General features: G+C 70.2%; 14 protein-coding genes. 9 read left to right on the top strand and 5 right to left on the bottom strand.

Features of this window, described 5'->3' with window-relative positions; translation table 11 throughout:
- Positions 1-22: 22 nt before the first annotated feature.
- Together QZ588_RS03130 and QZ588_RS03135 are read left to right on the top strand one after the other, a co-directional pair.
- On the top strand, positions 23-757 hold the full coding sequence (locus QZ588_RS03130) for a DsbC family protein (RefSeq protein ID WP_295539788.1): 735 nt from the start codon (positions 23-25) through the stop codon (positions 755-757).
- An 84-nt stretch (positions 758-841) separates the two neighbouring features.
- A complete protein-coding gene (locus tag QZ588_RS03135; protein WP_295539791.1) occupies positions 842-1,603 on the top strand; it encodes a protein phosphatase 2C domain-containing protein in 762 nt (253 codons plus the stop codon).
- A 120-nt stretch (positions 1,604-1,723) separates the two neighbouring features.
- On the opposite strand, the gene mutS is transcribed toward QZ588_RS03135, so the two are convergent.
- Entirely contained in the window at positions 1,724-4,396 is a 2,673-nt protein-coding gene (gene mutS, locus QZ588_RS03140; RefSeq protein ID WP_295539793.1) for a DNA mismatch repair protein MutS, read from the bottom strand.
- 94 nt (positions 4,397-4,490) lie between these two features.
- Here mutS and QZ588_RS03145 point away from each other — a divergent pair, with 94 nt between their 5' ends.
- The 4 genes from QZ588_RS03145 (at position 4,491) to QZ588_RS03160 (ending at position 12,746) form a co-directional block, all read left to right on the top strand.
- Entirely contained in the window at positions 4,491-5,036 is a 546-nt protein-coding gene (locus QZ588_RS03145; protein WP_295539796.1) for a hypothetical protein, read from the top strand.
- 315 nt (positions 5,037-5,351) lie between these two features.
- Entirely contained in the window at positions 5,352-11,303 is a 5,952-nt protein-coding gene (locus QZ588_RS03150; protein ID WP_295539799.1) for a transporter substrate-binding domain-containing protein, read from the top strand.
- Positions 11,304-11,375: 72 nt separating this feature from the next.
- The gene (locus QZ588_RS03155; RefSeq protein WP_295539801.1) at positions 11,376-12,509 is read left to right on the top strand and encodes a response regulator; all 1,134 of its coding nucleotides are present in this window, start codon (positions 11,376-11,378) and stop codon (positions 12,507-12,509) included.
- A 60-nt stretch (positions 12,510-12,569) separates the two neighbouring features.
- Positions 12,570-12,746, top strand: a complete 177-nt coding sequence (locus tag QZ588_RS03160) for a PLDc N-terminal domain-containing protein (protein ID WP_295539803.1) — start codon at positions 12,570-12,572, stop codon at positions 12,744-12,746.
- An 82-nt stretch (positions 12,747-12,828) separates the two neighbouring features.
- Here QZ588_RS03160 and phbB read toward each other — a convergent pair whose 3' ends face one another.
- On the bottom strand, positions 12,829-13,551 hold the full coding sequence (phbB, locus tag QZ588_RS03165) for an acetoacetyl-CoA reductase (protein WP_295539806.1): 723 nt from the start codon (positions 13,549-13,551) through the stop codon (positions 12,829-12,831).
- 313 nt (positions 13,552-13,864) lie between these two features.
- Here phbB and QZ588_RS03170 point away from each other — a divergent pair, with 313 nt between their 5' ends.
- The 3 genes from QZ588_RS03170 to QZ588_RS03180 all read left to right on the top strand — a co-directional run bounded on the left by QZ588_RS03170 (position 13,865) and on the right by QZ588_RS03180 (position 15,644).
- Positions 13,865-14,611: a spermidine synthase gene (locus QZ588_RS03170; protein WP_295539808.1), complete on the top strand. Its 747-nt coding sequence runs from the start codon at positions 13,865-13,867 to the stop codon at positions 14,609-14,611.
- Between the two features lie 303 nt (positions 14,612-14,914).
- The gene (locus QZ588_RS03175) at positions 14,915-15,139 is read left to right on the top strand and encodes a DUF2934 domain-containing protein (protein ID WP_295539810.1); all 225 of its coding nucleotides are present in this window, start codon (positions 14,915-14,917) and stop codon (positions 15,137-15,139) included.
- 13 nt (positions 15,140-15,152) lie between these two features.
- On the top strand, positions 15,153-15,644 hold the full coding sequence (locus QZ588_RS03180) for an Hsp20/alpha crystallin family protein (protein WP_295539813.1): 492 nt from the start codon (positions 15,153-15,155) through the stop codon (positions 15,642-15,644).
- Between the two features lie 98 nt (positions 15,645-15,742).
- Here QZ588_RS03180 and QZ588_RS03185 read toward each other — a convergent pair whose 3' ends face one another.
- Genes QZ588_RS03185 through QZ588_RS03195 form a run of 3 tightly spaced genes read right to left on the bottom strand, consistent with a single transcriptional unit; the run spans position 15,743 to position 18,236 of the window.
- Positions 15,743-16,009 carry an acyl carrier protein gene (locus tag QZ588_RS03185; protein ID WP_295539816.1) on the bottom strand — a complete coding sequence of 89 codons (267 nt, stop codon included), beginning with the start codon at positions 16,007-16,009 and terminating at the stop codon, positions 15,743-15,745.
- Positions 16,006-17,250, bottom strand: coding sequence for a dihydrolipoamide acetyltransferase family protein (locus QZ588_RS03190; protein WP_295539819.1), 1,245 nt, complete (start codon positions 17,248-17,250; stop codon positions 16,006-16,008). Before QZ588_RS03190 ends, QZ588_RS03185 begins: the two co-directional genes overlap by 4 nt.
- Positions 17,247-18,236 (bottom strand): pyruvate dehydrogenase complex E1 component subunit beta, encoded by a 990-nt coding sequence (locus QZ588_RS03195; RefSeq protein WP_295539822.1) that lies wholly within the window; start codon positions 18,234-18,236, stop codon positions 17,247-17,249. Before QZ588_RS03195 ends, QZ588_RS03190 begins: the two co-directional genes overlap by 4 nt.
- Between the last annotated feature and the right edge of the window lie 6 nt (positions 18,237-18,242).

The raw sequence follows: 18,242 nt of genomic DNA on the forward strand, positions 1-18,242 counted from the left end.
GACCCACACTGAGGTAATCCGTATGATCAAACGCTTTGCACTGACCGGCCTCGGCGCGTTGGCGCTGATGGCGTCCGGCGCCATCGCCATCGCCGCCGACGAGGCCGCCACCATCCGCGCCGCGCTGGCCAAGGTGCTGCCCGACTTCAAGCCCACCAGTGTCAAGGCGACGCCGGTCGATGGCCTGTTCGAAGTCGAAATCGGCCCCCAGGTGATGTTCGTCACCGGCGACGGCCGCTACCTCATCGACGGCGCCATCGTCGACCTGGAAAGCCGCGAGAACATCACCGAGCAGGCCCAGGCGCGCGCCCGGCTGCGCTCCATCGAGCAGGTGGGTGCGGACAACATGGTGGTCTTCGAAGCGCCATCTGCGCAGCACACCATCACCGTGTTCACCGACATCGACTGCGGCTACTGCCGTAAGCTGCACGAGCAGATCCAGGCGTACAACGATGCCGGCATTAGCGTGCGGTATCTGTTCTACCCGCGCGCCGGCGCCAACTCACCCGCCTATGACAAGGCCGTCTCCGTGTGGTGTGCCGATGACCGCCGGGAGGCCCTGACCCGCGCCAAGGCCGGCGAGGATATGCCCAAGCGCGAGTGCGCCAATCCGGTGGCGGAGCATCGCCAGCTCGGCGAGCTGATGGGCATTCGCGGCACCCCGGCCATCGTGCTCGACTCCGGCGACATGGTCCCCGGCTACGTTGAGCCCAAGCGCCTTGCCGCGCTGCTGGAGCAGACCAGTGCGGCCAACTGAGCGCTTCGCTACGTTGAATCTGCGCCCTGTCCCGAGCCGCTCCGTGCGCCTGTGGCCGGCGCGGGCACCGCAGCACCGCTCGACATGACCCGGGCGTCGCTGGCGCTTGCGTGGCGCAGCCACCACGGGCTGGTGCGGCGGCGCAATGAAGACGCCGTCAGCTGCCTGCCGGACATCGGGGTCGTGCTGGTGGCCGACGGCATGGGCGGCGCTCCCGCCGGCGATGTCGCGAGTGACACTGCGGTGCACGTCATCGGTGAGCGCTTCGCGCGCCAGCCGCCGCCGGTCGACGCCCCCGATGTCGCACAACGGCTCACCACGGCGGCCATCGATGAGGCCAACGACGCCATCATCAGGCTCGCCGCTCAGCGCCAGGGCTGCGCCGGCATGGGAACGACCCTGGTCATGGGCTGCTTCGGCGCCGACTGGCTCGTGTATGCCCACGTCGGCGATTCCCGGCTCTATCGGCTGCGCGCCGGCGTGCTGACGCAACTCACCAAGGACCATTCGCTGATTCAGGAGATGGTGGACCAGGGGTCGTTCTCCAGCCTCGATGAGGCGCGGCGGTCCGGCGTCAACGAGCACATCCTCACCACCGCCCTCGGCGCCACGCCCCGCGTGGAGCCCGCCGTGGCGATCAGCAAACTCGCCGCCGGCGACCGTTATCTCTTTTGCACCGACGGCCTGAGCGGCATGCTGGCGCCCCGGGAGCTCTGCGCCGTGCTCGACACCGCCGGCGGCCTCGACAGCACCGCCGATACCCTGGTGCGCGCCGCCAACGCCCAGGGCGGTGCCGACAACATCACCCTGGCCCTGGTGCGGGTCGATGGGCTGGCGGATCGGTGATGGGCGGTGGACCACCCCGGCGCCTGACCTGAGCCCGCACGCCCGCCGACCGGATGCGGGGCGGACTCGCCAGTCCCAAGTCCCCGGCGTCAGACCCCACAGTAGTCCTGCCAGACAGGGTCAGAGCATACCCTTGAGCCGATGCAGCGCCGCCAGCGCGGCGTGCGGCGTGAGCGCCTCCAGATCGAGCGCCTCGAGGGCCGTGAGCGCCGGATGCGGTGCGGGCGGCGCGAACAGGCTGAGCTGGGCCGGCGTGTCCGCGGCGGCGGGCCGGCGCTCGACGGTGTCCTCCTCCAGGCTGCGCAGGCGCTCGCGGGCACGCTCGATCACCGCCCGCGGCACGCCGGCCAGCGTCGCCACCTGCAGGCCGTAGCTCTGGCTCGCCGGCCCCTCGCGCACACTGTGCAAAAAGACGATGCGCTCGCCGTGCTCCACCGCGTCCAGATGCAGGTTGGCGATGCCGGTGTGCTCCTGGGGTAGGGCGGTGAGCTCGAAGTAATGGGTGGCGAACAGGGTGAGCGCCCGCACCCGGCTGGCCAGTTCCACCCCGCAGGCCCAGGCCAGCGACAGACCATCGAAGGTGCTGGTGCCGCGGCCCACCTCGTCCATGAGCACCAGGCTGCGCTCGGTGGCGTTGTGCAGGATGTTGGCGGTCTCCTCCATCTCCACCATGAAGGTGGAGCGCCCGCCGGCGAGGTCGTCGGCGGCGCCGATGCGCGAGAAAATCCGGTCCACCGGGCCGATGCGCGCGGCGGCCGCCGGCACGAAGCTGCCGGTATAGGCCATGAGCACGATGAGCGCAGTCTGGCGCATGAAGGTGGACTTGCCGCCCATGTTCGGGCCGGTGATCACCAGCATGCGCCGGTGCGCGTCCAGGCGCACCGGATTGGGGATGAAGGGGGCGCCGCTACCCCGGGACAGCATGCGCTCCACCACCGGATGGCGGCCGTCGGCGATCTCCACCATCACCGCCTCCACCAGCTCGGGCCGGCGCCAATTGAGGCTGGCCGCCCGCTCGGCGAGGCCCGCGAGCACGTCCAGGGTGGCCACGGCCCGGGCCAAACGCTGCAGCGGCTCGATGCATGCGCCCAGGGTCGCCAGCAGGTCCTCGTACAGGGACTTCTCCAGCGCCAGTGCCCGCTCGCGGGCGGAGAGCACCTGATCCTCGAAGCGCTTCAGCTCCGGGGTGATGTAGCGCTCGGCGGCCTTCAGGGTCTGGCGGCGCTGATAGTCCGCCGGCACCTTGTCCGCATGGCTGCGGCCGATCTCGATGTAGTAGCCGTGCACCCGGTTGTAGCTGACCTTGAGGGCGGCGATGCCGGTGCGCTCGCGCTCCCGGGCCTCCAGCTGCAGCAGGAACTGGTCGCCGTGCTCGGCGAGGTCGCGCAGCTCGTCCAGCTCGGCGCAGTGACCGCGCGCCAGCACGCCGCCGTCGCGGATCAGCGCCGGCGGCGTCTCCACCAGGGCCCGCGTCAGCCGGGTGTGGGTGTCGGGATGCTCGCCCAGATCCGTGTCCAACGCCGCCAGCAGCGTGGGCCTGGCGCCGCCGAGGTTGGCATGCTGAAGGCAGGCATGCAGTGCCGGCAGCCGGGTCAGCGCATCGCGCAGCGCCGCGAGGTCGCGCGGGCGCGCGGAGCCGATGGCGATGCGGGCGACGATGCGCTCGATGTCGGCGATGGCCGCCAGCTCCTCGCGCAGCGGGGCGCGTGCGGCCTCGTCGAGCAGGGCTTCGACCGCATCTTGGCGGTCGCGCACCGCATCGGCATCGCGCAGCGGCCGGCCGAGCCAGCGCCGCAGCAGCCGCGCCCCCATGGTGGTGCGGGTGGCGTCCATGACCGCGGCCAGGGTCTGCTGCTCCGCGCGGTCCGCATCGGCGCGGTCCGTCGCGGCGCGCAGGGGTGTCAACAGTTCCAGATTGCGGCGGGTGGCGGCGTCCAGTATCAGCGCATCGTCCCGGCGCTCGGTGCTCAGGCCGCGCAGGTGTGCGAGCTCGCTCTGCTGGGTGTCGCGCACGTACTGCAGCAGGCAGCCGGCGGCGCCGACCGCAAGGCGCAGCTCGCCGCAGCCGAAGCCCGTGAGATCACGGGTGCCGAACTGTCGACACAGCAGGCGCTCGGCGCTGTCGGCGTCGAAGAGCCAGGCCTGGCGGCGCGCGACGCCGCCGGTAAAGCCCAGCCGCTCCGGCAGGTCGCTGCCCTCGGCGAGCAACAGCTCGGCGGGCCGCAGGCGCTCCAGCTCCGCCGCCAGCGCCGTGAGGCCGGTGAGCTCCAGCACCGTGAAGCGTCCGCCGGCGAGCTCCAGCACGGCCAGGCCAAAGGCGGCATCCGCGGTGTCCGCCGGGCCCGGCGCCGGCGCGCCCTCGGCGACGGCACACAAGAGATTCTCCCGGCGGTCGTCCAGCAGGGCCTCGTCGGTGAGGGTGCCGGGTGTGACCACCCGCACCACCTTGCGCTCCACCGGTCCCTTGCTCCTGGCCGGATCGCCGAGCTGCTCGCAGATGGCCACGGACACGCCCGCGCGCACCAGCCTGGCGAGATAGCCCTCGACGGCATGGTAGGGGATGCCGGCCATGGGGATGGGCTGCCCGGCGGACTGCCCGCGCTTGGTGAGCGTGATGTCCAGGAGCGCCGCCGCACGCTCGGCGTCGTCGAAGAAGAGCTCGTAGAAGTCCCCCATGCGGTAAAACAGCAGCATGTCCGGGTGCTCCGCCTTGATGCGCAGGTATTGCCGCATCATGGGGGTGTGCTGGCTGTGCTGTGGGGAGGCGTTGTCTTGGGGGGCGGCGTCGGGCATGTGCAGGTGCTGGGTGCTGGGTGCTGGGTGCTGGGTGTGATGACGCCGGTGTGTGGCGGCATCCGGGCCGAATCCGGGCTAGAATAGCGGGGTTATGCGCTTCAAGCTCCCCCGTACCTACAAGCTGCTGCTGGCCTTGGCCCTCGTCGCCGGCCCCCTGTACTGGCTCATGTTCACCGAGGACGGCCGCCGGCGCAGTGATTTATTTCTGTTGCAAATCCTCGGCAAGCCCAGCTTCAATATAGGCTACGACCGTCTCAGCGGCGCCGTCACCCATGCCGATATCGAGGCACAGTTTCCGAAGATCGACTTCCAGTGCGTGGAGCACCGCAGCGCCTTGGGCGACGAGGTGTGTGGTGCGGAGATCGCCTCCTTCAACGGCCTGCCGGCCCGCCGGGCACTGCTGCACTACGGCGCTGGCCGGCTCACGGCGTTGCGGCTCGATTATCGCCGGCATTACCACGGACTGCTCACCCAATCCCTGAGCAATGGTCTGGGTCAGCCCAGTGTCGAGGCGGGCGGCAGCACCCTGCGCTGGCGGGCGCCGGGGGGCATCATCGTGCTGCCCGCCGGGCAACCACAGAGCGACGCCAACGCCGCGCTGATGTGGCTCTCGCCGGCGCTCACCGGCGATTACTAGGGCGCGGGGGCCGACATGCCCGTGCCGGGCATGATCAGCGCTCGGTTTGAGGCACAATGGATCCAGGCCATTCCGTCCGCCCCGAAGAGCGAGCGACGCCTGGCATATCGCGTTCGCCCACCGCAAGGTTGGGCCCACGAAAGCCGCACCAAGCCAAGATTGCCTGTGCATCACCCGCCGCCATCCCCCCGCCACCGGTTCACGCGTGTGTTGCGCCGGCTGGCGTGCGGGCTGGTGTTGCTGGCGCTGGCGGCGGCGGTGTCAGCCCAGCCCGCCAGGGCGCCTGCTGGGGCTGGGAACCACGAACCGGTGCCGGTGCGGGTGCAACTGCAGTGGCGCCATCAGTGGCAGTTCGCCGGATTCTACGCGGCACTCGAGCAGGGTTACTACGCGGAGGCCGGTCTGGATGTGACCCTGCTCGAAGGCGGTCCGGCTGTGGATCCGCTGGCGGCGGTGCTGACGGGGGAGGCCGAATTCGGCACCGCGGGCGCGGATCTGCTGCTGAGCAGTCAGGCCACGGGTGCGAATTGGAAGGTGTTGGCGAGCTGGCTGCGGCGCTCGCCCCTGGTGGTCATCGCGCAGCCCGACATCACCCGGCTCGATGCGCTCGATGGCAAGCGTGTCATGAGCCTCTCCGGTCGCCTCGATCGGCTGGCATTACGCGCCATGTTCCGGCGCGCCGGCATCAGCGTTGCGAGTGCGCCTGTGCCCACGGAGTCCGCGGCGCTCGAGGCGTTCGGCCGGGGCGAGGCGGATGCCATCGTCGCCTACCGCAGTAACGAAGTCTTTCGGCTGCAGCGCGCGGGGATCGCCTTCAACGTCATCGATCCCAACAATTACGGCATCGTGGTGCCGGACATGAACCTCTTCGCCACCGCCGCGACGGTGCACGCCGATCCAACGATCGCCGCGGCCCTGGCGGCCGCCACCAACCGCGGTTGGGCCTATGCGCTGGAGTACCCGGAGGAGCTGATCGCCCTGATTCGCACGCGCTGGAACACGCAAGACAAGAGCGTCGAGCATTTGCGCTACGAGGCGCACCACATCCACGGCGCCATCCTGCCCGAGGTCCACCCCATCGGCGCCATCGAGCCCGCGGTCTTCACCTCGGTGCTGCAGATGCTCGCCGATGAGGGCCCGGCCGGGGGGGCGGTGGAGCTGGACGAGCTGCTGTTCGAGCCACCGGCGTCGCAGCTCGACCTGACCCCCGCCGAGGCGGCATTCGTTGCCCGGCAGCCGCGTCTACGGGTGCTGTTCTCGCCCTTACCGCCCTTCGCCGACTGGGTGGATGGCCGGCCTAGCGGCTACACCGTCGCGTTGCTGGAGCGTGCCGCGCAGCGGACCGGTCTGACCCTGAGCTGGCAAGCCGCCAGTCCGCAGCGGGTGCATCAGCACCTGCGCGCCGGCACCGCGGATCTCACCATCAACGTCGCCTCGACGCCGCGGCGGAGCTTCCTGGCGTTCAGTGAGCGCTCCCTCGCCATTCCCGGGGTCATCGTCGCGCGGCGGGACCGAGCGCCCATCGACGGCCTCGATGGGCTGCGCCATCTGCGGGTCGCCGATAATCCGGGCTATGCTTCGCACGACCTCCTGGAGCAGTGCTGCGCCGGCAGTCCGCGGTTGCCGGTGGACTCGATGACCGAAGCCCTGCGGGCCGTCGCCAGCGGCCGTGCCGATGCGGCGGTGCTGCCGCGGCCGGTGGCGCTGCATCTGCTGGAGACGGAACGCCTCACCGAGCTCGACATCGTGGCCACCATCGCGCCGGAGCGGATGGCGTCGCTGAAGGGACACTTCTACGCGGTACGCCGGGATCTGCCCGAGCTCGTCACCGTGCTCGACAAGGCCTATGCGGCGCTGGAGCCAGAGGTATTACAGGCCTTGTGGGCGCGTTGGTTCGGCAACGCCGATGCCGTGTCTGCCCTGCGTGCACCGGTGACCCTGGGGCTGAGCGCCAGCGAGCTGGATTGGCTGGCGCGGCAGGATACGCTACGGGCTGTCTTCAGCGAGCGAGCGCCGCTGGCCAATACAGCCTACGGGCGTGCCGGGGGCTACACCGTCGACCTGCTGCGCGCCGCCGCACACTCGCTGGAATTGGATCTGAGCATCAGCAGCCTGCCCCCCGCAGCGGCGCTGCGCGCCATCGAGACGGGGGCGGCCGACGTGCTGCTCAATCCGGTGGCCGAGGATTTGGCGCGTGGCACGCTGCGCACCAGTCAGCAATCCGTTGCGGTGGAGCTGGCCATCTTTCAGGCACGCGATGGGCCCAAGCTGCAGGCCCCTGCGGACCTCGCCGGGCGCCGGCTCGCGGTCGGCGAGCACGGCCTGGCGGCGTCCGCCCGGCCCAACATCGAACTGCCCTCGGTGCTGGTGCCGGCCAGCGATGATCGCGCCGCGCTGCAGCAGGTGGCCGCCGGCGACGCCGACGCCGCGCTGCTGCCCCTGCGCCGGGGCCTGGCGCTCATCGACGAAGACGGCCTCGACGGGGTCGTCTTCTCCGCCGCGGGCGAGCGTCTCGCGTTGCCGCCCATCTCGGTGCGCCTGTTTGGTGTTGGCCACAACAACCCGCTGCTGGCGTCGGTGCTGGACAAGGTCATCGCCGCGACACCGCGGCAGATGCCGCCGGCGCCACAGGCGCCCGATGCCGAGCGGCGCGATATCGTGCCGGCGGTGGCGCCGATCGCACTCACGGCGGCGGAGCGGGCCTTCCTCGATAGCCATCCGGACATCACCTTTGGATCGGACTCGGACTGGTTGCCGTTGAGCTACCGCGACCCGGATGGTAATGTCGTCGGCATCGATCGCGACACCCTCGATGCCGTCAATGCGCTGCTCGGTACCCGCATCCGCCTCGAGCTCGGCGACTGGGCGGTGCAGGTGGAGCGGGCGCTGCGCCACGAGATCGACGGCCTGAGCGCCTCGCTGCCCCAGCCCGAGCGCAGCGGCCGCCTCATCGTCACCGAGCCCTACACGACGCAGACGGGGGCGGTGCTGGTGCGCTTCGGCAATCCACTCAGCATCCGCGGTCCCCCGGACTTGCGTGGGCGTCGGGTTGGCTATATCGCCGGCAATACCGGCCAGCAGCGTTATCTCGAAGCCATCGAGGGCGCGCTGCCCGTGCCCTTCCTGAAGCCAGCCGAAGGCATCAATAAGCTGTTGTCGGGCGAGCTGGAAGCGCTCATGGGTCTGGCCGGGACCGGGGACTATCTGACGCTGGAGGGCGAGCCGCGCATCACCGAAGTCGGCTACACGTTGCCGCAACCCCTGGCGCTGGCGTTCTCGGTGCGCCATGACTGGCCGCTGCTGGTGAGCGCCCTCAACAAGGCACTGGCGGCGCTGACGCCCGCGCATCGGGAGGCCATCGCCGAGCGTCATCCGCTGCCCACCGATGTGCTCGCCGGTGCTCAGGTCTTGCTCACCTACAATGAGCGCAGCTACCTCGTCGGCAAGGACCGGCAACTGCGCTACTGCTTCAACCCCGCCTGGAAGCCCTACGATTATCAGGAAGACGGCGAGCACCGCGGCCTGTTCCGCGACTATCTGGATCGCCTGGCCAAGAAATTGGGCGTGGCACTGGTGCCGGTGCCGAGCGCGAGCTGGGAACAGGCGCTGGCCCTCATGCAAGAGCGCCGCTGCGATCTGCTCTCGGGCATGGTGCGCCCCGAGCGCGATGCACGCTACCTCGACTTCACCCAGCCTTACGCCCGTTTGACCTACGTGGTCATTGCGCCCCGGGGGACACCCTGGCGGGCATCGGCCCTACAGGGGCGCCCGGGGCTGCGCGTCGGTGTGCTGAAAGACTCACCCATCGCCCGGCAACTGCCGATCCGCTACCCGTCGGTGCGCTTCGTTGAGCTGCCTTCAGCCCTGGCGTTGCGCCATGCCATCGACACCGGCGCCGTCGAGGCGGGGGTGACGACGCTGGAGCAGGCCGCTGTGCTCGTCAATGCCGGCGCCGGTCGGCATGACATCGTCGGTCAGCTGCCCGAGTCCTATCCGATTGCCATCGCCACCCGCAGTGACGAGCCGCTGCTGCAGCTGATCATGGACAAGGCGCTGGCGGCGCTGACGCCGGCCGAGCGGGATGCCATCGAGCTGAAGCGCACCGCCTTCAGCCTGCAAGAAGCGCTCGATCTGACCTTGCTGTGGCAGGTGCTGGCAGTGGTGGGTGTGGTGGGTCTGTTCTTGCTGTATCGCCAGCGCGAGCTCACGCGCTTGAACCGGGCGTTGGTGGCGGCGCGTGACGAGGCGCACACGGCCGCGGTGGTCAAGAGCCAGTTCCTGGCCAACATGAGCCACGAGATCCGCACGCCCATGAACGCCGTCATGGGCATGGCGCGGCTGTGCCTGGACACGCCGCTCGACCAGCGCCAGCGCGGCTGGCTGGAGCGCCTGCACAGTGCTTCGGAGTCGTTGCTTGGACTGGTCAACGACGTGCTGGACCTCACGCGTATCGAGGCTGGGGGCATCGAGCTCAGGCGGGCCCCGTTCGTGCTCGATGAGGTGCTGGAAAAGGTGCAGGCGGTGGCCGAGGTGCAGGCGCGCGAGGCCGGGCTGCTGCTTTGGTTCGACGTGGACCCCTCGGTGCCGGTGCATGTGATCGGCGACGCCCTGCGCCTGGAGCAGGTGCTGCTCAACCTCACCTCCAACGCGGTCAAGTTTACGCCGCGCGGCGAGATCTGCGTGCAAGTGCGCCAACGCGACGGCTGGCCCGGCGCCGATGGCTCGCACACTCGCCTGCTGCTTGCGGTCACGGATACGGGCATTGGCGTTGCACCGGAGGCGCAAGCGCGCATGTTCGAGCCGTTTCGGCAGGTGGATGCCGCGGCTACGCGGCCGTATCCGGGCTCGGGTCTGGGGCTGAGCATCAGCCGCGAGCTGGTGCAGCTGATGGGGGGCGAGATCGCAGTCACCAGCACACCGGGTCGGGGCAGCCGCTTCGCCTTCAGCGTGGAACTGGGGCTGGTGGCGGCTGCGGCGCCAAAGTGGCAGCTGTCACCCACCGACGCCGCCGCCGTGCTGTTGTGGGACGGGCATGCCCGGCGCGGCGCCGCCACCGCCCGGCTGCTGCGCTCGTTCGGGCTGAAGGTGGCCACCGTGGACAGCGCCGAGGCGGCCCTGTCACGGCTGGGTGGCGATGGCGCATGGTCACTGGTGCTGGCGTCGCCGAATCCTGAGACGCCGTACGTGCGGTGTCGGCCGCTGTATCAGGAGGCGACACGCCGGGGCATCCCGCTGGTGTGCTTTGCGCCGGAGGGCGAGGCGCCGGCCTTATCGTTGCCGGCCTCCCGGGCGCGACTGCACGCCTGCGTGAGCCAGGCGCTGGGTGGTGCAGAGGCGGCGCAGCCCGCCTTCGACGCCGGTGCCGGTGATCTGCCCGCCGGGGCTGCGGCGCTGCGCGGGCGCCGGATGCTGCTCGCCGAAGACAACGAGAGCAACCGCGAATACGTGCGCGCACTGCTCGAGCGCGCCGGTTGCCAGGTGGCCAGCGTGGTCAATGGTCGCGCCGCCGTGCGCCGGGCGCTGAACGAGCCCTTCGATGTCATCCTCATGGACATCCAGATGCCGCTGCTCGACGGTTATGCCGCCGCGCAGGAGATCCGCGCCGCGCTGGGTGACGCGACGCCGCCCATCCTCGCCTTCACCGCGCACGCCTATCCGCAGGACCGCCAACGCAGTCGCAGCGCCGGCATGGCCGCGCACCTGGTGAAGCCGGTGACGCCGGAGGCGTTGCACGCGGCGCTGCGGCGGGTGCTCGGCGATGGGGTTGGCGACGTCCCGGCCGGCTCACCGGCCGGCTCACCGGCCGACGACGCGGGGCCCGCAGCGGTGGCGCACGACACCGGCGCCGGGCCGATACCCGGTGTCGGTGCGCCCTCGGGCACCGATGCGGCGTCGGGTCCGGTGGTGGATTTCGCCGCCGGACTCGAGCGCGCCGGTGGCGATGCGGCGCTCTACCAGCGGGTATTGGTCTCCTTCCATCGCGAGCACCGCACGGATCCAGCAACCCTGCGCTCGGCGCTCGCCGCTGACGATGCCGCCCACGTTCGGCGCATCGCCCATACGCTGAAGGGCGCGGGCGGACTCATTGGTGCGGTGGCGCTGGAGCAACGCGCGCTTGCGCTCATGGCGGTACCGGACAGCGGCGCTGACTGGCGGCCCGCGGCGGCGGCGCTGCTGGCGGCCCTGGTGCAGGTGCTGGCGGCCTTGGAGACGGTTGTCCGGATTGGCCGCCTAGGCAAATCCCCTAGCTTATGCGTAGACTATTGATTTTTGCGCCATGCTGGCTCTGCGCCTGCCAGTCGTCCCCGAGAGCCACCGCGCGTCAGCGACCCAGCCATCATGTCCACCCCTGTGCCCAAGGCCGAGATCCTGGTCGTCGACGACGACTGGGCGACGCGTGTGCTGCTCTCGGGATTACTGCGCCAGCAGGGCTACCAGGTGGCCGCGGCCTCGTGCGGCGCCGATGCGCTGACGGCCGCAGGTGCGCGGCAGCCGGCGCTGATCCTGCTGGACGTCATGCTGCCGGACACGGATGGCTTCGCCCTGTGCCGGGAACTGCAGTGTGTCGACGCCACCCGTCGCATTCCGGTCATCTTCCTGACCGCCAAGGGCGATGAGCACGAAGTCGTGCGCGGTCTGAAAGCCGGCGGCGTGGACTACATCGTGAAGCCCTTTGCGGCGGAGGTGCTGCTGGCCCGGGTGGACACCCATGTCACCCTGTCGCAGCTCTCCCGCGGCCTCTATCGCGCCCTCGACGAGCACGCCGAGCGCCTGCAGCAGGCCAACCGACGGCTGCGCGCGCTGAACATGGAAATGGCCACCGTCGAAGAGCGCCAGCGCCGCCAGCTCGCGCAGCAGCTGCACGACACCACCATCCAGGAACTGGTCCTGGCGCGCATTCTGGTGGAAGGTGGCCCCGCAACGTCGGAGCGTCGCGACCAGCTCACCGGGTTGCTGGCGACTGCCATCGACCAGCTGCGCTCGCTGGTGTTCGAGCTGAGTCCGCCCATGCTCCAGCGCCGCGGCTTGTTCGATGCGCTGGAATGGCTGGCGGCGGAGATGGGTCAGCAATGGGGTCTCGAGGTGATCTGTGAGCGAAGCGGCGCGCCGCCGGTGCTGGCCGAGGTGCAGGCACTGGTCCTGTTCCAGGGCGCGCGGGAGCTCCTCATCAATGCCGCCAAGCACGCCGAGGCGACGCGGGCCGTGTTGACGCTGAGCCACGACGGCGATCGCCTGACGATCGTCGTCAGTGACGACGGTCGCGGCTTCGAGCCAGGCTGGCTCGCCGACCCGGATGCGGCGCCTGGCGCTGATGACGGCGAGACGGCCAGGGGGGGCTTTGGTCTCTACAGCCTGCGCTCGCGCATGGAACTGCTGGGTGGCTGCCTGCGGCTGAGCAACCGCCGTGATCGCGGCGCCGAAGCCATGCTCAGCATCCGTGCGCACGCGGCGGCGCCAGACAGTGACGCCTGAGTGCCGTCCGCCTGCCGTGCACAACCGCCGCAGGCCACTACAGACTGAGGTTGAGAGCACATGATTGAAGTCGGCGGCTTTTTCGGCCTGCTACTGCTGATCCTGGTGGTGTATGCCATCATCAAGACGGCGCAGAGCGACGCCAGCACCCTGGCCAAGGTCATCTGGGTGGTGCTGTTGCTGTTACTGCCGGTGCTCGGCTTCATCCTGTGGCTGCTCTTCGGCCCCAAGGGCTGAGAACGGCGAGGAACCGGAGGCCGGCACGTCTCCAGTGCGCCAGTCCCGAGCCCCCGGGGTTCCCAGCCCCCGGCGCCTCACCTCAATACATGTGCTGACCGCCGTTGACCGATACCGTAGCGCCGGTGATGAAGTCGGCGTCGTCCGCCACCAGAAAGACCACGGTGCGGGCGATATCCTCGGGCTTGCCCAGACGACCCATGGGGATGCGCTTGATGATCTTCGCCAGCACCTCCGGCGGTACGGCACGCACCATTTCGGTATCCACATAGCCGGGCGCAACGGCATTGACGGTGATGCCCTTGCCGGCACCCTCCTGCGCAAGGGCCTTGGTGAAGCCGTGGATGCCGGATTTGGCGGCGGCGTAGTTCACCTGTCCGTATTGTCCCGCCTGCCCGTTGATGGAGCCGATATTGACGATGCGCCCGAAGCCGCGCTCGCGCATGCCGTCGATCACGGCCCGGCAACAGTTGAAGCATGAGCCCAGGTTGGTGTCGATGACCGCCTGCCACTTGTCGTGGGTCATCTTGTGCAGGGTGCCGTCGCGGGTGATGCCGGCGTTGTTCACGAGCACCTGCACCGGGCCCAGGTCCTGCTCGATGGCGCGTATACCGGCGGTGACGGCGTCGAAGTCGGCGACGTCGAACTTGTAGGCCGCAATACCGGTGCGCGCCGTGAACGCCTGCGCCGCCTGATCGTTACCGCCGTAGTTGGCGGCCACGTTGTAGCCGGCGTCTTGCAATGCGACGCAGATGGCTTCGCCAATGCCGCGGGTGCCGCCGGTGACAAGTGCTGTTCTCGCCATGGTGTCCTCGCTTCGGATGGTTTTGGTGTCGTGGGGTGCGTGCCCTTGAGCACGCGCTGATGGTAACCCAGGCGCGCGGGTGGAGGCAGTCTGCAGCCCTGACCTTGCGGGCCGTCTTGCGGCCCGGAAGTGGCATTATCGGTGCGGCATCGTCGCCATTTGCACCAAATTGGGTAGACTAGGGGAAACGACGAGCACCACCCGGCGGTAGCACAACGCCAGCCCGGGCATACCGATGCTGCCCGCCCGGATTATGGCAGGAGATTTGGGGGACCCGATCGCAATGCTGTCCAAAGCGCGCTTGACCGCCGTCATGACGACGCTGTTCGTTTGGGGCCTCGCCGGCGCCCTGTTCGGCGGACTCTTCATTGGCCTGTACGAAGTCCTGCAGGTACTGACCCTCGGGCCCCGGCAGGCGGTGGTGGTGGCGGCGCTGGCGGCGGCGATGACCACCGCGGCCTTCTACAGCGCCATGCCCGTGGCGCTGATGGGTGCCATGGCCGGCGTGCTGGCGTCCATCGGCTACCTCATCCTCGGCGGCCCGCGACTGGAGCTGGGGATCATCGTCTTGGTGGCGGCGGGCCTGGGGCTGCTCGGCGGCGCCTTTTTCGCCTGGACGTCGGCGCCCGGCTCACGTCCGCTCGCGGAGACCCTCACCGGGCTTCTCGCCGGCCTCGGCGCCGGCCTGATTCTGGTGGCGGTGCTGACCCTCTACAGCCAGCCCGTGGGGGCCGTCGTCCTGGCCGCCGGGATCGTCGCGCTGGTCGGCTCGCTATTCCAGCTGAACGAGCACTGGATCGTCAGGGGCCTGCACGGCTGGCTGCCGGATACGCTGGCGGCGCCCATGGTGGCGGCATTGGTGGCCGCTGTGGTGGGGGCGAGCATGTGGATGGTGGCGGGCACCACCGCCACGGCATTGGATCCGGCGGCAAGGGATGCGGTGGCGCGGGTACTGGCGCAAGTGCCATCGGGCGTGCTCGGGGGGCTCATGGGCGGTGCGGTCACCGGTGGGCTGTTGGCGCTGATGGGGTTTCGGCCCGACGAGCACGAGCCCGGCTGAGTGCTGCGACGCGACGGTCGTGGCCCGGCGCAGGCGGCATCGGACCAACGCCCGTGACCTTTTGGCGCAAGACGGACGGCCGCCTGGGCGAGTGGCCGATGACATGTGCGGCTTTGCTCCGGGCGCAAATGCGGTGGAAGCGCCGATGGTCGTCAGCGAGGCCCGCTGCCTATGCTCTGGGGTCGATGGGGCAGGCGCGGCGCAGACGCGCATGCCCCATGCGGCCGGCGATCGGCAGTATGCCGCTCGCCATCCCGAAAGCCGCGATGGGTGCGCGCCCATCGCCCACTGGAGCGCCCGTCTATGAAAGCAAAGACTGCCAGGTCCGCCGAGCAAGCGGCGGCGGTGACGCAAGCCGCCCAAGCCGCATCCGCCGCCGCGGATGATCCGCCGATGTCGGCGCGTGACGACGCCATCCGCACCGCGGCCTATGCGCGCGCCGAGGCTCGCGGGTTCGTGCCCGGCCACGAGCTGGAGGATTGGCTCGCCGCCGAGCGCGAGGTGGATGCCACACAAGGCGTTGCTTGAACAGGAGTCGATCATGAGCAAAGACAAAGCGTTGGAGAAGAAGGCCGAAGCCAAGTCCGCGGCGATGCAGATCGCGAGCCCTTGGGAGCAGATGGAGCGTTTGATGGACGAGTTCGTGCCCGCACGCTGGATGCAGCGCTTGGGCGTGCCCGACTGGGGTGAGCGCTTCGTCGGTATCCAAGCCCAGGTGCCCCATGTCGATGTCATCGATCGGGACGACGAGGTACTGGTCAAGGCGGAGATAGCGGGCGTGCGCAAAGAGGACGTGGAGCTCAGCGTCACCGACACGACACTCACCGTCGCCGGCAAGACCCAGCACGAGGAGAAAGAAGCCCGGGAAAACTTCTATCGCCGCGAGATCCGTCGCGGTGAGTTCTCCCGCACCGTCGCGCTGCCGGCGGCCGTCGACACCGAAAAGGCCAGCGCCAAGTTCGAAGACGGCATGCTCATGGTCTCCCTGCCCAAGGTGACCAAGACCGCACGCAAGCGCTTGGAAATCGCCTGAGGCGACACAGTTGCCCGGCGCCCGCCCGCCCGCAGCGCCGGCGCCATGCCTGGCGCCGGGCAGGTGAGGCCCGGGCCGCCGCACCGGCGCGGCCCGGGTCACTCGGGCGCGCGGGCTTGCAGCAGGTAGTCGGCGGCGGCGCCCAGGGTGGCGAGCTTGGGGTAGTCCAGCTCCGGGATGTCCACGCCGAGGCGCTCGTGCAGCGCGGCGACCCAGTTGAGGAAGTCCATGGAGTCGAGGTCGTAGTCCTCGCGCAGGTCGGCATCTGGGGCGATGGATTCGTCGGCGAGATCCGGCGCGACGCGGGTGAGCGCCTCCAGGGCAATGGCCAGGATGGCTTCGCGGGACAGGGGATGGGTGGTCATAGGGCCTCCGGCGCCTGCAGATGTGCCGCCAGCCCGGCCAGAAACAGCGCACCGCGGTGGCCGTCGCTGTGGCGGTGGTCAGCGGCGAGGGTGGCCGTGACCAGGGTGCGCGGCCGCACGGCATCGCCCACCACCCAGGGTCGGGTTCGCGGCGTGCCGAAGCCGACGATGGCGACCTGGGGCGGGTAGATGATGCCATAGAGGCGGTCGACGCCGCGCTCGCCGAGACTGGAGACGGTCACGGTGGGGTCCGATAGCTCGGAGGCCTTGAGGCCGCCGCTGCGCACCCGGGCCACCAGATCCCGCAGCCGGGCCATGAGCGCATCCAGGTCCTGCCGGTCGGCGTCATGGATGGCGGGCGCCACCAGCCCGCCGCCGCGGATGGCGATGGCGCAGCCCACATGGATGGCGTCGGCCGGCTCGAAGCGGCCTGCGCGGTGGAAGCCGTTCAGCTCAGGAAACGCTTGCAGCGTCAGCGCAACGGCCTTGATGAAGAGCACCCCCGACAGCAGGCGCTGGCCGGGCGAGCGCTCGCCGTTGCGGCGCTCGAGCCAGGCGGCGGCGGCGGTGAAATCGATGTCGTGGGCCAGGTAGTAGTGGGGGATCTCGCGCTTGGAGCGGCTCATGGCCGCGGCGATGGCCTGGCGCATGGCGGCGAGGTCCGCCTTGCCGCCGCTCGGCCGGCGTGCCGGCGCGGGCTGCGGCTGGCCAGCGCGTGCCTCGGCGGCTTCCAGGTCGGCGAGGGTGATGGCACCCTCCGGCCCGCTGCCGGTGAGCGCGGCCAGGTCCAGGCCCCGCCGTTGGGCCAGCCGTCGGGCGGCCGGCGAGGCGCGGTGACGGGGGCGTGCCGCCGCGGACGCGGCCGCGGGCGTTGCTGATCGCGGCGGCGCGGCGGCGGCCGGCTCGGGGCGATGCGCGCTGCCCCGGGGCGCGGCCCGTCCGCCGGCGGACTGCGCGCCCGTGGCCGCCGGCGGCGCCGATGGTGATGGCGACGCAGCGCCCTCGAGCGGCTCCAGCTCGGCCATGGGCGCGCCCACCGGCACCCGGTCGCCGATCGCAATGAGCGGCCGGCCCATGATCGCGTCGTGGAAGACCTCCACCTCGATGGCGCCCTTTTGCGTCTCGATGACGGCGATGGTGTCGCCCTTGGCGAGTCGCTCGCCGGGCTGCCGGGTCCACTCGATGAGGGTCCCGGCCTCCATATCGGCGCCGAGGGAGGGCATGTGGAAGCGCTCGGTCATTGCCCGAGCGTGGCCTTGGCGGCGGCGACGATGGCTGGCACCTGGGGCACGGCGGCATCCTCCAGGTGCTTGGGATAGGGAATGGGCACCTCGGCGCTGCACACCCGGCCGACGGGCGCGTCCAGTTCCCAGAAGGCCTGTTCCATGATGCGTGCGCTCACCTCCGCCGCCAGGCTGCCGCTGCGCCAGCCCTCGTCGATGATGACGGCGCGGTGGGTCTTGGCGACGGAGGCCATGAGGGTCGCGTCGTCCAGCGGGCGCAGGCTGCGCAGGTCGATGACCTCGGCGGCGATGTCCGCCGCCGCCAGCTGCGCGGCGGCCTCCAGCGTCTTGAACAGGCAACCGCCGTAGGTGATGAGGCTGACGTCCGTGCCCGCCCGGCGCACCGCCGCACCGGTGATGGGGACGGCGCTGGCATCGGCGGCGAGTGTGCCGGCGCGGTTGTAGAGCATCACGTGCTCGAACAGGATGACCGGGTCCGGGTCCGTCAGCGCCGTCCAGAGCATGCCGCGGGCGTCTTCGAGTGTCGCCGGGGCGGCGACTTTGAGCCCCGGCACATGGGCGTACCAGGTCTCCAGGCTGTGGGAGTGCTGGGCGGCGAGCTGTTTGCCGGCGCCGGTGGCCATGCGGATCACCACGGGCACATGGAACTGCCCGCCGGACATGTGCCGGATGGTGGCGGCGTTGTTGACGATCTGATCCAGCGCCAGCAGGCTGAAGTTGACCGTCATGATCTCCACGATGGGCCACATGCCGCCCAGGGCGGCACCGATGCCGGCGCCGGTGAAGCCGCATTCCGACAGCGGCGTGTCGCGGATGCGCGCCGGGCCATAGTCGTCGTAGAGGCCCTGGCTCACGGCGTAGCAGCCGCCGTAGCGGCCCACGTCCTCGCCCATCAGGAACACCCGCGGGTCGCGGTCGAGGGCCTCGCGGATGGCGGCGCGCACCGCCTCGCGGTAGGTGATCTGGATGGTCTCGCCGCTCACGTTGCC

The sequence above is a fragment of the uncultured Thiohalocapsa sp. genome (assembly GCF_913062725.1).
GTDB lineage: Bacteria > Pseudomonadota > Gammaproteobacteria > Chromatiales > Chromatiaceae > Thiohalocapsa.

Excerpts from the sequence above, each read along its gene's own strand:
- mutS (WP_295539793.1), bottom strand. The coding sequence starts at position 4,396 with ATGCCCGACGCCGCCCCCCAAGACAACGCCTCCCCACAGCACAGCCAG.
- QZ588_RS03170 (WP_295539808.1), top strand. The coding sequence starts at position 13,865 with ATGACGACGCTGTTCGTTTGGGGCCTCGCCGGCGCCCTGTTCGGCGGA.
- QZ588_RS03155 (WP_295539801.1), top strand. The coding sequence starts at position 11,376 with ATGTCCACCCCTGTGCCCAAGGCCGAGATCCTGGTCGTCGACGACGAC.
- QZ588_RS03145 (WP_295539796.1), top strand. The coding sequence starts at position 4,491 with ATGCGCTTCAAGCTCCCCCGTACCTACAAGCTGCTGCTGGCCTTGGCC.
- QZ588_RS03135 (WP_295539791.1), top strand. The coding sequence starts at position 842 with ATGACCCGGGCGTCGCTGGCGCTTGCGTGGCGCAGCCACCACGGGCTG.
- QZ588_RS03160 (WP_295539803.1), top strand. The coding sequence starts at position 12,570 with ATGATTGAAGTCGGCGGCTTTTTCGGCCTGCTACTGCTGATCCTGGTG.
- QZ588_RS03185 (WP_295539816.1), bottom strand. The coding sequence starts at position 16,009 with ATGACCACCCATCCCCTGTCCCGCGAAGCCATCCTGGCCATTGCCCTG.
- QZ588_RS03130 (WP_295539788.1), top strand. The coding sequence starts at position 23 with ATGATCAAACGCTTTGCACTGACCGGCCTCGGCGCGTTGGCGCTGATG.
- QZ588_RS03180 (WP_295539813.1), top strand. The coding sequence starts at position 15,153 with ATGAGCAAAGACAAAGCGTTGGAGAAGAAGGCCGAAGCCAAGTCCGCG.
- QZ588_RS03175 (WP_295539810.1), top strand. The coding sequence starts at position 14,915 with ATGAAAGCAAAGACTGCCAGGTCCGCCGAGCAAGCGGCGGCGGTGACG.
- QZ588_RS03190 (WP_295539819.1), bottom strand. The coding sequence starts at position 17,250 with ATGACCGAGCGCTTCCACATGCCCTCCCTCGGCGCCGATATGGAGGCC.
- phbB (WP_295539806.1), bottom strand. The coding sequence starts at position 13,551 with ATGGCGAGAACAGCACTTGTCACCGGCGGCACCCGCGGCATTGGCGAA.